This window comes from Streptomyces sp. NPDC006012, from assembly GCF_042871185.1.
Lineage (GTDB): Bacteria > Actinomycetota > Actinomycetes > Streptomycetales > Streptomycetaceae > Streptomyces.
The window spans coordinates 29,878-43,689 of record NZ_JBIAIE010000002.1; the positions used below are offsets into that span (position 1 = coordinate 29,878).

12 protein-coding genes are annotated in these 13,812 nt (G+C 69.9%); 4 read left to right on the top strand and 8 right to left on the bottom strand.

Features of this window, described 5'->3' with window-relative positions; translation table 11 throughout:
* Positions 1 to 112: 112 nt before the first annotated feature.
* From ACFYPJ_RS04275 to ACFYPJ_RS04295, 5 genes are all read right to left on the bottom strand, one after another.
* Positions 113 to 556, bottom strand: coding sequence for a VOC family protein (locus ACFYPJ_RS04275; RefSeq protein WP_389010245.1), 444 nt, complete (start codon positions 554 to 556; stop codon positions 113 to 115).
* A gap of 59 nt (positions 557 to 615) precedes the next feature.
* The gene (locus ACFYPJ_RS04280; RefSeq protein WP_389010248.1) at positions 616 to 1,047 is read right to left on the bottom strand and encodes a helix-turn-helix transcriptional regulator; all 432 of its coding nucleotides are present in this window, start codon (positions 1,045 to 1,047) and stop codon (positions 616 to 618) included.
* 367 nt (positions 1,048 to 1,414) lie between these two features.
* Positions 1,415 to 1,612 carry a hypothetical protein gene (locus tag ACFYPJ_RS04285; RefSeq protein ID WP_389010251.1) on the bottom strand — a complete coding sequence of 66 codons (198 nt, stop codon included), beginning with the start codon at positions 1,610 to 1,612 and terminating at the stop codon, positions 1,415 to 1,417.
* A complete protein-coding gene (locus ACFYPJ_RS04290) occupies positions 1,609 to 1,965 on the bottom strand; it encodes a hypothetical protein (protein ID WP_389010254.1) in 357 nt (118 codons plus the stop codon). Before ACFYPJ_RS04290 ends, ACFYPJ_RS04285 begins: the two co-directional genes overlap by 4 nt.
* Positions 1,962 to 2,222 (bottom strand): hypothetical protein, encoded by a 261-nt coding sequence (locus ACFYPJ_RS04295; RefSeq protein ID WP_389010256.1) that lies wholly within the window; start codon positions 2,220 to 2,222, stop codon positions 1,962 to 1,964. Before ACFYPJ_RS04295 ends, ACFYPJ_RS04290 begins: the two co-directional genes overlap by 4 nt.
* Positions 2,223 to 2,279: 57 nt before the next feature.
* On the opposite strand from ACFYPJ_RS04295, the gene ACFYPJ_RS04300 reads away from it, so the two are divergent.
* Together ACFYPJ_RS04300 and ACFYPJ_RS04305 are read left to right on the top strand one after the other, a co-directional pair.
* Positions 2,280 to 2,738, top strand: coding sequence for a hypothetical protein (locus ACFYPJ_RS04300; protein WP_389010259.1), 459 nt, complete (start codon positions 2,280 to 2,282; stop codon positions 2,736 to 2,738).
* 25 nt (positions 2,739 to 2,763) lie between these two features.
* Entirely contained in the window at positions 2,764 to 4,098 is a 1,335-nt protein-coding gene (locus tag ACFYPJ_RS04305) for a hypothetical protein (RefSeq protein WP_389010262.1), read from the top strand.
* 391 nt (positions 4,099 to 4,489) lie between these two features.
* Here the strand turns inward: ACFYPJ_RS04305 and ACFYPJ_RS04310 are convergent, their stop codons facing one another.
* Positions 4,490 to 6,076 (bottom strand): MDR family MFS transporter, encoded by a 1,587-nt coding sequence (locus ACFYPJ_RS04310; protein ID WP_389010265.1) that lies wholly within the window; start codon positions 6,074 to 6,076, stop codon positions 4,490 to 4,492.
* Between the two features lie 124 nt (positions 6,077 to 6,200).
* On the opposite strand from ACFYPJ_RS04310, the gene ACFYPJ_RS04315 reads away from it, so the two are divergent.
* Positions 6,201 to 6,803, top strand: coding sequence for a TetR/AcrR family transcriptional regulator (locus ACFYPJ_RS04315; RefSeq protein WP_389010268.1), 603 nt, complete (start codon positions 6,201 to 6,203; stop codon positions 6,801 to 6,803).
* A 118-nt stretch (positions 6,804 to 6,921) separates the two neighbouring features.
* Here the strand turns inward: ACFYPJ_RS04315 and ACFYPJ_RS04320 are convergent, their stop codons facing one another.
* Entirely contained in the window at positions 6,922 to 7,530 is a 609-nt protein-coding gene (locus tag ACFYPJ_RS04320; protein WP_389010271.1) for a M23 family metallopeptidase, read from the bottom strand.
* 442 nt (positions 7,531 to 7,972) lie between these two features.
* Here ACFYPJ_RS04320 and ACFYPJ_RS04325 point away from each other — a divergent pair, with 442 nt between their 5' ends.
* On the top strand, positions 7,973 to 11,050 hold the full coding sequence (locus ACFYPJ_RS04325; protein WP_389010274.1) for an NACHT domain-containing protein: 3,078 nt from the start codon (positions 7,973 to 7,975) through the stop codon (positions 11,048 to 11,050).
* A 62-nt stretch (positions 11,051 to 11,112) separates the two neighbouring features.
* On the opposite strand, the gene ACFYPJ_RS04330 is transcribed toward ACFYPJ_RS04325, so the two are convergent.
* Complete coding sequence (locus tag ACFYPJ_RS04330; protein WP_389010277.1) at positions 11,113 to 13,638, bottom strand: ATP-dependent Clp protease ATP-binding subunit; 2,526 nt, start codon at positions 13,636 to 13,638, stop codon at positions 11,113 to 11,115.
* Positions 13,639 to 13,812 lie beyond the last annotated feature (174 nt).

Below are 13,812 nucleotides of genomic sequence, written 5' to 3' on the forward strand. Positions count from 1 at the left end.
ACCGGGGCGACCGGGGCGACCGGGGCGACCGGGGCGACCGGGGCGACCGGGGCGACCGGGGCGACCGGGGCGACCGGGGCGACCGGGGCGACCGGGGCGACCGGCCAGATCGTCAGCCCCAACTCTTCGACTCGTCCAAGCCGCCCTCGCGGAGCTGAGTGAAGGAGAACCAGTTGCCGGAGTCGTCGCGGAACAGCGCCTCCGTGCCGTACGGACGTTCCTGCGGCTCCTGGAGGAACTCCACGCCGTTCTCCTTGAGGCGCCGGTAGTCGCCGTGGATGTCGTCGGTGGTCAGCACCGCGGCGCCGAGCACCCCCTTGGACACGAGCTTCTTCAGCATCTCGGCGGACTCGGGGTCCATCGCGGACCCGCTCGGCACCATCAGGGTCAGTTCCACGTCGGGCTGGCCCACGGCCCCCACCGTCAGCCAGCGCATGCCGCCCTCGCCCATCGTCATGTCCATACGGACCTCAAGGCCCAGCTTCTGCGTGTAGAACTCCTTGGCCCGTTCCTGGTCGAGTACCCAGACGGTGACGATGCTGAGTCCCTTGATCATGGTGCGCTCCTGTCCGCGGCTGTTGGTGTCCTGCCCGGTCACCGTAGGCAGCGCCGCGCTCAGTCCGCTTCTTCGGAATTGCTCCGTGCCACGCCCGGGCCCTTCCGGAAGCCGCCCGCGTAGAGCATGGCGTAGCACCCCGGTATGAGTGCGGCCCCGCGCCCCACGTGCCGGGTCCGGTACTCGCTGGGGGTCAGCCCGGTCCGGTGCTTGAACCGGGCGGAGAACGTGCCCAGGCTGCTGAAGCCCACCAGATGGCAGATCTCGGTCACCGAGAGGTCGGCGGTGCGCAGCAGGTCCTGCGCCCGCTCGATGCGCCGGTGCGTCAGGTACTGGCCGGGCGTCTCGCCGTACGCCTCCTTGAAGGCCCGGAGGAAGTGGAAGCGCGAATAGCCGGCATGCGCGGCCACCGCGTCCAGGTCCAGGGCGGGGTCGGCCCAGTCGCGGTCCATGGCGTCCTTGGCCAGGCGCAACTGGCGCAGTCTGTCCATGAACCGATGGTGTCACGCGGCACCGACAACACCGCGACCGAGGGAACGGGGAGGGCACCGCGGGCGGCCGAAGGGGAAGGACCCCGGGACGGACACGATGCTGTCGGTTGCTTCGGGCCTGCGCGTGACGTCGGTGTGCGGCCGGCGGCCTGCCTGTGGTGGCCTGCTGACCAGGACGGACGTCATCCGGGCCGCCGAGCGGGGTTCTGGAGGGGACTCGCTTCCGTGTGGCCCGGGCGGGTCGGGGGTGGTGTCGGGCACCGGCCGCCGGGGTGGGTGTACACGGTCGGGCCGGCGCCGGTCGGGCGCAGCGGGGACACCTCGTCGGCGGGGCCCGTGATGGGCTGGTCGCAGCGGCGGCAGATCCTCACGGGGTGCCTCCTCGGTGGCGGGGGCACTGGCAGGGCGGGTAGCCGTCCGCGAGCGGTGGCAGTTCCGCGGCGGGAGGGACGACGACTGTTCGGCCGTCGCGGGTGATCTTCCCGCGGGGGTCCACCTGGTAGACCCGGATGGTCATGTAGCCGAGTCCGGGCATCGCGCGGGCCGGGATTCCGTCCGGGGTCATCGTCGGCAGTCCCTCACCAGCCGGTACAGGCCGCGGCCGACGATGCAGTCGGCGGCCGTTTCCCGTGTCCGGCACAGGCTGCACACGGGCGCGTGCGCGAACAGGCCGCGGTGCGCGCGGTCGGCTACGCAGGCGCGGCAGGCACGGGGGAACCAGTTCTCCTTGTCCCCGGGACGGATCCACCGGCTGGAGGTCCTCTGCTCGCCGAGGTCCACAGCCGTCTCGATCGTCAGCCGCTCGCCGCCCCATACACATGTGCGACCCGCAGAACGGTCCTCGTCCAGGTCGAGCAACACGGGCAGGACGAGGATTTCGAGGACCTCGACGGGGATCTCCCGGTGCGTGGCACTCATGCTGCTCCGGCCTTCGTGCTCGGCCCGACGGCGAGGATGCGCGCGATACGCTCGGCACAGTTCTCTTCGCGTCCGCGCTCCCCGGTCTCGTAGCCGAACGAGGTGACGTAGTGGGTATCGACCGCACTGGTTTGTTCCGTGGGGCAGCCATTGAGCGGGCATGAGGCGTTCGGTTGTTGTCTCGGCTCGGCCCTGGCCACCGTGGGGCTGTGTGCCTCCAGCAGGGCGCCGAGTTCTCTCAGGTCGTCGTTGTCCACGAGTCGACCATCCCAAGCACGGCCCGACCCGGGGATATGACAACCTATGACACGGAGATGATCTTGAGCCGCACTGTGACCATCACGGGCACACGCAGCACAGGCCACCGCGCGCTCACCCAGTACGCTGACCTTTTCGCCACGTACCTGCGGCCTTTTGCCGCGGAGGCCCACTTCTACATCGGCGGGGCCGCAGGCATCGACTCCCTCGCCCTCCTGTGGCTTGCCGGAAACACCTCAGCGGACCTCACCGTCGTCGTACCCGGCACCGTCGAACAGCAGCCGGCTGGGGCACGTCAGGCCATCGCCCGAGTCCGCGACCGGATTACGGAGATCGTGGAACTCGGGGCCCCAGAACTGAGGTCGTCCGCCTACCACGCCCGGAACCGGTGGATGGTCGACCACAGCGGCATGACCATCGGCTTTCCCAGGGACGGCGAGCTTGCCTCCGGGACCTGGCAGACCCTCGACTACACCCGCGACCAGGCGAAACCGCACCTGGTAGTGCCCGTATAGACGCCGGTTGGTGCACCATGCCCCCATGGAAGACAAGGCGGCTGGAGCCGCGACCTTCCGCAGACTGCGAAAGCAACGAGCGCTGTCCCTCGCCGGCCTCGCCCGCGCCCTCACAGCCACCGCTGCGGAACTCCACCACCCCTCGCTCCCGGGAATCGCCAGCGTCCAACGTTCCGTGGCACGCTGGGAGTCCGACAAGCCCACGCTGCCCGACGAGCGATACCAACTGCTGCTCGCGCACTTCTACGCCCGAACCCTCAGTGGTGACACAGCACTCGGTCCCGGCAGCGACTTCGCCGAATGCCTCCACGCGCTCGCCCTGCTCGGCGCGGGCGAGCGCCGAGCCTCCGAGATCAGGACCCTCATTCTGCGCGCGGCCACCGACGCCGGCGGCAGAATGCTCGCCCTGCTGACCCCCGCTGTCCATGCCGGTCTCGCCGCCGCACTCGACAACCCGGCCCGAGCCGACGAGCAGACAGTCGCCGCGCTGGCCTCAGTCGTCACCGACGTCGACACGGAAGTCGGGTCGCTGCCCATGGTCCGGCTCCAACTCCTTCTCACACCGGCCATCGAAGTCACCCGCCGACTCCTTACGGGGGGCCTGCCCAAGCCACTCGTGCCTCGGCTGCGCGAGGTGGCCGTCACCGGCCTGACGCTCGCCGGCCGCCTCGCCTTCGAGGCCCGTGATGACACCGCCTCCCGCGCCCTCTACTCTGCCGCCACTCAAGAGGCGGGCCGGCTCGCGCAGCCCTGGCGGCAGGCGGGCGTCCACATGAGCCACGCCCTCGTCAGCCTCTACTCAACGCGGGGACTCGACGAGGCGCGAAGACTTGCCGACCAGGCCGTCCTGGCCGCGCGCACGGGGGAGAGCACACTCGTGCGCGCTCGCGCCCACGCGTTGCAGGCCGAACTCGCCGCGCGCGGGGGGCACGAGCGGCAGGCACAGGCCGCGCTCGGCCTTGCCTGGTACGACATGGACGCCGACCACACAGGCGATCCGGCCCCCGTCGGCTTCTCCGCCGGGCACCTGCGGGGCTTCGAGGGCGTGTGCGAGCTGTACGTGGGGGACGCGGGCATGGCCCACGACCGGTTCGCCAGGTCGGCTGCGGATCTGAACACGCCGCGTGAGCAGGTGCAGCGGGCGATCGTCACAACCGATCAGGCGCTGGCCCGGATCCGTCTCGGTGACCCGCGGTCCGCAGCCGATCTGCTGCACGAGTGCGTCGCGGCGGCGTCCAGTACGGGTGGCCGGGTGCCCGCTCTGCGGCTGCGGCAGGCGCGCAAGGAGCTACAGCCGTGGCGGCGGGAGGACTGGGTGGCCGACCTGGACGATCATCTGATGGAGGTGCTGGGGAGATGACGACAACACCCCGCCGCCAGAAGGCGAACACCGCCGGCTCGGCAGGAAAAACCTCAGACCACAATCCCACAGCGGTCGGATCGGGCCCACGCCTGGGTAACCAGTGCCAGCCCTGAAGCGGCCGGTCAACAAACTGGTGTTGACGTCGCTCGTCTGTCTGGGGGTACTGACCTGAGCGTGGCTGGACACGGCGAAGTCCAGGTCGGTGTCGGTCACCCCGTCCGTCCCGCTGCTCGGTCTTCCCGCCCCGGCATCGCACGAGGAAAGGCCCCCGCCGCCCCGGACCCTGTCGGTCGGAAGGGGCGTGCAGGGGCCTTCGGCCCGGAAGGCAACCGGCAGGAAGCCGGAAGGACACCGGAGGGACGCCGGAAGGACTCCGGAAGGAAGAACCTCAGATCGCGTCGGCCATCAGCGCCGATGCCTGCGCGGCATCCTGCGCTTCGCCCTTCTGCGGTCCGCCCTTGAGCGGGACCTCCTTGACGAACAGGGACGCGAGCAGCACGAGCACCGCGACCCCCGCGCCGAGCAGGAAGGCGGTGTGCGTGCCCTCGGAGACCGCGTACTGGTACGCCTCGCGCATCGCCGCCGGCAGCTTGGCCAGGCTCGCCGCGTCGAGCTGGGCGGACGGCAGACTGGCGCCCGCGGCGCCGGCCCGCTCGGCCATGACGTCCTGGACCCGGTTGTTGAACAGCGCGCCCATGATGGCGACGCCGAACGAGGAGCCGAGCGTACGGAACAGGGTGGTCGACGAGGAGGCGACGCCCATGTCCCGCATCTCGACGCTGTTCTGCGCGACCAGCATGGTGATCTGCATCAGGCAGCCCATGCCCAGGCCGAGGACGGCCATGTACACGCCGGAGGTGAGGCGGGAGGTGCCCGTGTCCATCATCGACAGCAGGTACAGACCGGCGATCATCAGTACGCCGCCGACGATCGGGAAGACCTTGTAGCGGCCGCTGTTGGTGGTGATCCGGCCCGCGACCATCGACGTGACCATCATGGCGCCGAGCATCGGCAGGAGCAGCAGGCCGGAGTTGGTCGCGGACGCGCCCTGCACGGACTGCTGGTACAGCGGCAGGAACAGCGTGGCGCCGAACATCACGAAGCCGGTGATGAAGCCGATGATCGACATCAGGGTGAAGTTGCGGCTGCGGAAGATGTGCAGCGGCAGCACCGGCTCGGCCGCCCGGGTCTGCCAGAACACGAAGGCGACCAGCGAGACGACGCCGAGGGCGATGAGTTCCGCGATCCGCGCGGACGCCCACGCGTACTCGGTGCCGCCCCAGGTCGTCACCAGCACGATCGCGACGATGCCGACGGTCAGCAGCAGGGCGCCCAGATAGTCGATGCGCGTCTCGGTCCGCTTCTTCGGCAGGTGCAGCACCGCGCTGATCGCGATCAGCGCGACGGCGCCGAGCGGCAGGTTGATGTAGAAGGACCAGCGCCAGCCCCAGTTGTCGGTGATGGTGCCGCCGACCAGCGGGCCGCCGATCATCGCGAGCGCCATGACACCGGCCATCATGCCCTGGTACTTGCCGCGATCACGCGGCGGGATCAGGTCGCCGATGATCGCCATGACGCCCACCATCAGACCGCCGGCGCCCAGGCCCTGCACGGCCCGGAAGGCGATCAGCTCGCCCATGTTCTGGGCCATGCCGCTCAGCGCGGACCCGATCAGGAAAATCACGATCGAGGTCATGAAGGCGCCCTTGCGCCCGTACATGTCACCGAGCTTGCCCCAGATCGGGGTGGCCGCCGCGGTGGCGAGCGTGTACCCGGTGACCACCCAGGAGAGGTGTTCCAGGCCGCCCAGTTCGCCTACGATCGTCGGCATCGCAGTGCCCACGATCATGTTGTCGAGCATCGCGAGCATCATCGCGATCATCAGCGCGAGCAGGACGACGCGCACGCTCCGCTGCTGTTTCTCCTGCTCCGCTGGTTTCCCCTGGCCCGCCGGGGCCGGCTGTGTGTCCGCCATGGTGCGGTACCCCCCTGCGGCGGCTACTTACTTGCCGCCCGGCTAGTTGAGACTACACTGGGACGGTAGACGCAGTACTTGCCGGTCGTCAAGTAAGTTTCGCGGGAGCTCAAGGAGTACCAAAATGGGCATCACCATGGACGGCACCAGGCACCCGCGCCGCGGCAACACCCGCCAGCGCATTCAAGACGTGGCTCTCGAACTCTTCGCCGAGCAGGGGTACGAGAAGACCTCGTTGCGGGAGATCGCCGAGCGGCTGAATGTGACCAAAGCTGCGCTCTACTACCACTTCAAGACCAAGGAAGAGATAATCGTCAGTCTCTTCGAGGATCTGACGAAGCCGGTGGAGGAACTGATCGCCTGGGGCGAGCAGCAGCCGCACACGCTGGAGACCAAGCGGGAGATCGTCCGGCGCTACAGCGAGAGCCTCGCCGGCGCCGCGCCGCTGTTCCGCTTCATGCAGGAGAACCAGGCGACCGTGCGGGAACTGCGCATCGGCGACTCGTTCAAGGACCGCATGCGCGGCCTGCGGGACATCATCATCGACCGGGACGCGGACCTGGTCGACCAGGTCCGCTGTGTGAGCGCCCTCTTCACGCTGCACGCCGGGATGTTCATCCAGCAGGACCTGGAGGGCGACCCCGAGAAGAAGCGCGAGGCCGTTCTTGAGGTCGCCATGGATCTGGTCACCCGGGCGCACAAGGCCACCCGGGACACCGGGGCCTAGGACCCGGCCCCGCACCGGACGCCGGGAGGGGCCGGCGCCCGCCCAGACAGCGCCCGCGCAGACCCGTACGCCGTGGGCGCCCCCTCAGACCCGTACGCCATGGGCGTGCACGCCTCGCTCAGACCCGTACGCCGTGGGCGTGCAGGAAGGCGACCGGGTCCACCGCGGAGCCGTAGTTCGGGGTGGTACGGATCTCGAAGTGCAGGTGCGGACCGGTGGTGTTGCCGGTGTTGCCGGACCGCGCGATGTGCTGGCCGGTGTGGACGACCTGGCCTATCCGTACGTCGACCCGCGACAGGTGGGCGTACTGGGAGTACTGCCCGTTGCTGTGCCTGATCACGATGGCGTTGCCGTACGCGGGACCGTCGCCGGCGCCGTTGCCGCCGGCCTTGACGACGACGCCGTCGTGCGCGGCGACCACGTCGGTGCCTATCGGCACGGCGAAGTCCTGGCCGCTGTGCCTGGCCTTCCACATGCCGCCGGCCTGGTTGAAGCCCGCGGTCAGCGTGTACTTCTGCACCGGGTCGACCCAGGTGGCCGCGCTCTTGGCGGACGCCTGCGCGACGCCGGCCTGCACCGTGGCCGGGTGAGCGGGGGCCTGCGCCGTGGCGGCGGCCGCGACACCGCCTCCCAGTACGGCCGAGGCACCGAGACCTGCGACCAGGACCGCGACACGGCTGCGCAGCGGGGACCTGCGGGAAAGGCGGGACGTGACACGCGGGGACATGGAAACCTCGGGTGGTCGGGAACGGGGAACCCGGCCGGGACACCGATGGCCGCCGGTCGGGCCATCTCTTGGTAACTCCGGACCTCCCTCGCCTCCAAAACCCCCATCTACTACGCGAAGCAGTATTGAAAGCGACTAAATTAGCCACCCTTGACAAAATGCAGATGAATCGGGCACGTCGCCCAACTAGGCCGATCCGCCCCCCTCGCGACATGCCGAATGTTCCGGTTTGCCCATAAATGGAGTTTCACTATCTCGGGTAGTAACGGACATTCTGCCTGTGCGGCATGTCACGGAACCTCCGCCGCGGCACCCCCTCGAATATGACCGGCGCCACACCGTCGGCAGCGCCGACCGCCCTGCCCCGCCCCAGGGTTCGGACCGCGCGGCACGGCTAGGCTCCCCCCGTCCACATGCTGTGCACGATCACGGGGGATACCGGATGGAACCGGCGGTACTGGGCGGCAAACTGGCGTCGAGCCTGATCGGCCCGCTGGTGAGGAAACTGTTCGCCCCGGACGGTCCCGGCGCCGGACTGGTCGACCGGCCCGTCCGGCTGAGGGACCTGGTGTCCTTCCACGGCGAACAGCGCACCCTGGGCGCGAAGCAGGTGCACCGGCTCGCCGGCCGGCTGGTCGAACAGGCCGTGGCGTCCCCCGGCGAAGCACCGTTCCCGGCCGGCGAGGGGACCGCCGTGGCCGACGCCCTGGCCGGACGGCTGCTCGTCCTCGGCGACCTCGACATGGACGACGTACAGGCCGTACGGCTCGGCCACCTGGAACTGGCCCGGCGGCTGCGCGCGGACGGCCTCCCGCCCCGGGCCGGGCTGTCCGCGGACGCCGAGCTGTTCCTCGACTCCGCGACCGAGTGGGCCTGCCTGCAGATCCTGGAGTTCTTCACCAGGCGCTCGGTCTTTGTATCCCGCACCCTCGTCGAGCAGACCCGCACGCTGGCCGAACTCATCGCCAAGGTGGACGAGTTGCTGGCCCGCACCCCGCGGCCCGACGCCCGTGACACGGCGTTCGAGCGGCGCTATCTGCCGTATGTCGCCCGCCGGCACGACCACATCACCATCTACGGTGTCGACCTGCGCGACTCCCCCGACCGCTGGCCCCTGGAAGTCGCCTACCTGAGCCTGGAGGCCACCGGCGACGAGGCCGACACGGCGGGCGCCGCCCTGGATGTCGCACCGGACGGGCGCCAGGGCCCGGCCACCGTCCGCCTCGCCGCCGAGGAGGCGCTGCGCGGCCACGACCGCGTCCTGCTGCGCGGCGACGCCGGCTCGGGCAAGACGACCCTGGTGCAGTGGCTGGCCGTCACCGCCGCCCAGGGCGCCGGCGGCGGGCGCATCCCGTACGTCCTCCCCCTGCGCACCCTGGTCCGAGCGGGCTCCCTGCCGGCACCGGCCGCCTTCCTCACAGCCGTGAACTGCCCGCTGTCCCCGCCCGAGGGCTGGGCGGACCGCGTCCTGAGCGCCGGCCGGGCGCTCGTCCTCGTCGACGGACTGGACGAGATCCCCGCCGCCGAACGCCACCGCGCCCGGGACTGGCTGCTCGCCCTGGTCCACGCCTTCCCCGGCAACCAGTGGCTGCTGACCTCCCGGCCCACCGCCGTACGCGCCGACTGGCTGGCCGCCGAGGGCTTCCGGGAACTGGCGCTGGCCCCGATGCGCGGCCCGGACGTCGCCACCTTCGTACGGCGCTGGCACACGGCCGCACGCGCCGCGGAGTACGAGACGAGGCTGCTGGACGCCCTGCGCACCAAGCGCGACCTGGCCCGCCTCGCCACCAATCCGCTGATGTGCGGGCTGCTCTGCGCCCTGCACCGCGAGCGCCGCGGCTATCTGCCCACCGGCCGCAAGGAGTTGTACGACGCCGCCCTCACGATGCTGCTGTCCCGCCGGGACCGGGAGCGCGGCATGGACCCGCTGGACGAGCCGGAGCTGGGCGAGGGGGCCCAGCTGGAGCTGTTGCAACGGCTGGCGTACGCGCTCGTGCTGAGCGGACGTACCGAGATGGACGTGGAGACGGCCGAGGGGATCGTGGAGCGGTGTCTGCCATCGGTCGCCCTGCCCTCGCAGCAGCGGGAGGCGGCCGGGATCCTGCGGGTGCTGCTGCTGCGCAGCGGGCTGCTCCGCCGGCCCGCCGACGGCATCGTCGACTTCGTGCACCGCACCTTCCAGGACTACCTGGGCGCCCGCTACGCCGTCGAGGAAGGGCATCTGGACGTCCTGACGAGCCACGCCGACGACGCCCAGTGGGAGGACGTGATCCGGATGGCGGTGGCCCACGCCCGCCCCCGCGAACGCGTCACCCTGCTCAGGCAGTTGCTGGTCCGGGACACCCCTCGGCTGACCTTGCTGGCGCTGGCGTGCCTGGAACACGCGACGGCCCTGGACCCCGCGGTGCGGGCGGAGGTGGAGCGGCGGGCCGCGGAACTGATTCCGCCGGGTACGAAGGAAGAGGCGAGGGCCCTGGCCGAAGCGGGACCGCTGGTGCTGGAACTGCTGCCGGGGCCGGAGGGGCTGACGGACGAACAGGCGCGCGGAGTGACGGTGACCGCCTCGCTCCTCGGGGACGAGGAGCCGGAGGGGGCACTCGCGGTGCTGCGGCGGTTCCGGGAGCACCCGGATCTGACGGTGCGTCGCCAGCTGATGGGGACCTGGGGGCGGTTCGACACCGCCGAGTACGCGGCCGAGGTCCTGGACCATCTGGACCGGACCGGCCTCCTCGCGGTCTGCGAGTCCGCCGAACACCGTGCCGCCCTCGCCGGGATGCGCCCCTGGTACGGCATCTCCTTCCGCGGTCCGCACCGTGCCGAGGACATGCTGGCAGCCGTGGCGGCGCCCGAAGCGGTGACGGTGATCGATCTGCGGGACAACTCCCGGCTCACGGATCTGGGTGCGCTGCTGCCGTTCCGCTCGCTGGGCGGACTGTGGCTGAACGACTGCCCGGCGGCCCGGGGCCTGGACCGGCTGTCGGAGCTGCCTCTCGTGACCCTCGTAGCTTCCCTCACCGATGTGACGGGGCTGGACTCCCTGCGGTCCCTCGAACGCCTCTCCCTGGAGCAGGAACTGCCGGGCACCGACCTCACGCATTCGCTGCCGCTCGACGCACCCCTGCAGTTTCTGTTCCTGGGCCGGAACACCACCGATCGGACCGGTCTCGGCGGATTGCGGCACTGGAGGTCTCTGAGCACGCTCAGCCTCGGGCCGCTGGCCACGGAGCTGACGGCCGGCGACTGGCGGGAGGTGGCCGCGCTGCCCGCGCTGACGCACCTCTTCCTGAATGCGCGGATCATCCGGGACCTGCCGCGCTCCCTCAGCCGGATGCCCGGACTCCCCCGGGTCGAAGTCCTCCGGATCCCCGCGATGACCGGCGCCGAGGACCTCTCCGGGCTGGCGTCCAGGCTGCCGAACGTGCGCTCGGTGACCCTGCAGAGCCTGCCGGGCCGTTCCTTTCCGGTGTCCGGCTTCTCGGACCTGTTCCCCGGGGCGGACGTCACCCTGGAACGCCGCTGAGCGCGCCGAAGGGGCCGGTGCCCGAAGGCACCGGCCCCTCTCGGTCGATCTCCGCCGGAGGCTTACGCCTCCTTGCTCAGGTTGGGACCGGCTCCGCCGGCCGCCTGCTCGATCGGCGGGGCGTCGGGCAGCGCGGACTTCTCCTCGCCGCGGAAGGTGAAGGTCTTCGTCTCACCCTCGCCCTCCGTGTCGACGACCACGATGTGACCGGGGCGCAGCTCGCCGAAGAGGATCTTCTCCGACAGCGTGTCCTCGATCTCGCGCTGGATCGTGCGGCGCAGCGGCCGGGCGCCCAGCACCGGGTCGTAGCCCTTCTGGGACAGCAGCTCCTTGGCGGACTGGGACAGCTCGATGCCCATGTCCCGGTCCTTCAGACGCTCGTCCACCTTGCCGATCATCAGGTCGACGATCTTCAGGATGTCGGACTGGGTCAGCTGCGGGAAGACGACCACGTCGTCGACGCGGTTGAGGAACTCGGGCCGGAAGTGCTGCTTCAGCTCGTCCTGGACCTTGTTCTTCATGCGCTCGTAGTTGGTCTTCGTGTCACCCGCGGCGGCGAAACCCAGGTTGAAGCCCTTGGAGATGTCCCGGGTGCCGAGGTTGGTCGTCATGATGATGACCGTGTTCTTGAAGTCCACGACCCGGCCCTGGGAGTCGGTCAGCCGACCGTCCTCCAGGATCTGCAGCAGCGAGTTGAAGATGTCCGGGTGGGCCTTCTCGACCTCGTCGAAGAGGACGACGGAGAACGGCTTGCGGCGGACCTTCTCGGTCAGCTGGCCGCCCTCTTCGTAGCCCACGTAGCCGGGGGGCGAACCGAAGAGACGCGACACCGTGTGCTTCTCGCTGAACTCCGACATGTCGAGGGAGATCAGCGCGTCCTCGTCGCCGAAGAGGAACTCCGCGAGCGCCTTGGACAGCTCGGTCTTACCGACACCGGACGGACCGGCGAAGATGAACGAGCCACCCGGACGCTTCGGGTCCTTGAGCCCCGCACGCGTACGGCGGATCGCCTTCGACAGCGCCTTGACGGCGTCGACCTGGCCGATGACCCGCTTGTGCAGCTCCTCCTCCATGCGGAGCAGGCGGCTGGACTCCTCCTCGGTCAGCTCGAAGACCGGGATGCCGGTGGCGGTGGAGAGGACCTCGGCGATCAGCTCGCCGTCGACCTCGGCGACGACGTCCATGTCGCCGGCCTTCCACTCCTTCTCCCGCTTCGCCTTGGCGGCCAGGAGCTGCTTCTCCTTGTCGCGCAAGGAGGCGGCCTTCTCGAAGTCCTGCGAGTCGATCGCGGACTCCTTGTCCCGGCGGACGCCGGCGATCTTCTCGTCGAACTCGCGCAGGTCCGGCGGCGCGGTCATCCGGCGGATACGCATCCGCGAGCCGGCCTCGTCGATCAGGTCGATCGCCTTGTCCGGCAGGAAGCGGTCCGAGATGTACCGGTCGGCCAGGGTGGCGGCCTGGACCAGCGCCTCGTCCGTGATGGAGACCCGGTGGTGGGCCTCGTAGCGGTCGCGCAGGCCCTTGAGGATCTCGATGGTGTGCGACAGGGACGGCTCGGCGACCTGGATGGGCTGGAAGCGGCGCTCCAGGGCCGCGTCCTTCTCCAGGTGCTTGCGGTACTCGTCCAGCGTGGTCGCACCGATGGTCTGCAGCTCACCGCGGGCCAGCATCGGCTTCAGGATCGAAGCGGCGTCGATGGCGCCCTCGGCGGCACCCGCACCGACCAGCGTGTGCAGCTCGTCGATGAACAGGATGATGTCACCGCGGGTGCGGATCTCCTTGAGGACCTTCTTCAGGCGCTCCTCGAAGTCACCGCGGTAGCGGGAGCCGGCGACCAGGGCGCCGAGGTCCAGCGTGTAGAGGTGCTTGTCCTTGAGCGTCTCGGGCACCTCGCCCTTGACGATGGCCTGGGCGAGGCCCTCGACGACGGCGGTCTTGCCGACGCCGGGCTCACCGATCAGGACCGGGTTGTTCTTCGTACGGCGGGAGAGCACCTGCATGACCCGCTCGATCTCCTTCTCGCGCCCGATGACCGGGTCGAGCTTGGATTCGCGAGCGGCCTGGGTGAGGTTCCGGCCGAACTGGTCGAGGACCAGGGACGTCGAGGGAGTGCCCTCGGCAGGGCCGCCGGCGGTGGCGGTCTCCTTGCCCTGGTAGCCCGACAGCAGCTGGATGACCTGCTGGCGGACACGGTTGAGATCGGCGCCCAGCTTGACCAGGACCTGGGCGGCGACGCCCTCGCCCTCACGGATCAGGCCGAGCAGGATGTGCTCCGTGCCGATGTAGTTGTGGCCCAGCTGAAGGGCCTCGCGGAGCGACAGCTCCAGGACCTTTTTGGCACGGGGGGTGAAGGGGATGTGGCCGGACGGGGCCTGCTGGCCCTGGCCGATGATCTCCTCCACCTGCTGGCGGACCGCCTCGAGCGAAATCCCGAGGCTCTCAAGGGCCTTGGCGGCGACACCCTCACCCTCGTGGATCAGGCCCAGGAGGATGTGCTCGGTGCCGATGTAGTTGTGGTTGAGCATCCGGGCTTCTTCCTGAGCCAGGACGACAACCCGCCGCGCGCGGTCGGTGAACCTCTCGAACATCGTTAATCGCTCCTCAGAGCGGTCAGGCAGTAAGGGGACGCTCCCCTCTCTGTCCTTCCGCAGCTTAGTCCCGCAAGCGGGGACCGCTCATTCCAACTGCCGACACCGTCCGGATCACCTCCGCTCTCGCGGAGACAAGTTGCTGCCTCCTGACTCCGAACGCCGACATGTGCT

Excerpts from the sequence above, each read along its gene's own strand:
- ACFYPJ_RS04310 (WP_389010265.1), bottom strand. The coding sequence starts at position 6,076 with ATGGCGGACACACAGCCGGCCCCGGCGGGCCAGGGGAAACCAGCGGAG.
- ACFYPJ_RS04280 (WP_389010248.1), bottom strand. The coding sequence starts at position 1,047 with ATGGACAGACTGCGCCAGTTGCGCCTGGCCAAGGACGCCATGGACCGC.
- ACFYPJ_RS04330 (WP_389010277.1), bottom strand. The coding sequence starts at position 13,638 with ATGTTCGAGAGGTTCACCGACCGCGCGCGGCGGGTTGTCGTCCTGGCT.
- ACFYPJ_RS04325 (WP_389010274.1), top strand. The coding sequence starts at position 7,973 with ATGGAACCGGCGGTACTGGGCGGCAAACTGGCGTCGAGCCTGATCGGC.
- ACFYPJ_RS04300 (WP_389010259.1), top strand. The coding sequence starts at position 2,280 with ATGATCTTGAGCCGCACTGTGACCATCACGGGCACACGCAGCACAGGC.
- ACFYPJ_RS04320 (WP_389010271.1), bottom strand. The coding sequence starts at position 7,530 with ATGTCCCCGCGTGTCACGTCCCGCCTTTCCCGCAGGTCCCCGCTGCGC.
- ACFYPJ_RS04285 (WP_389010251.1), bottom strand. The coding sequence starts at position 1,612 with ATGACCCCGGACGGAATCCCGGCCCGCGCGATGCCCGGACTCGGCTAC.
- ACFYPJ_RS04315 (WP_389010268.1), top strand. The coding sequence starts at position 6,201 with ATGGGCATCACCATGGACGGCACCAGGCACCCGCGCCGCGGCAACACC.
- ACFYPJ_RS04305 (WP_389010262.1), top strand. The coding sequence starts at position 2,764 with ATGGAAGACAAGGCGGCTGGAGCCGCGACCTTCCGCAGACTGCGAAAG.
- ACFYPJ_RS04290 (WP_389010254.1), bottom strand. The coding sequence starts at position 1,965 with ATGAGTGCCACGCACCGGGAGATCCCCGTCGAGGTCCTCGAAATCCTC.
- ACFYPJ_RS04275 (WP_389010245.1), bottom strand. The coding sequence starts at position 556 with ATGATCAAGGGACTCAGCATCGTCACCGTCTGGGTACTCGACCAGGAA.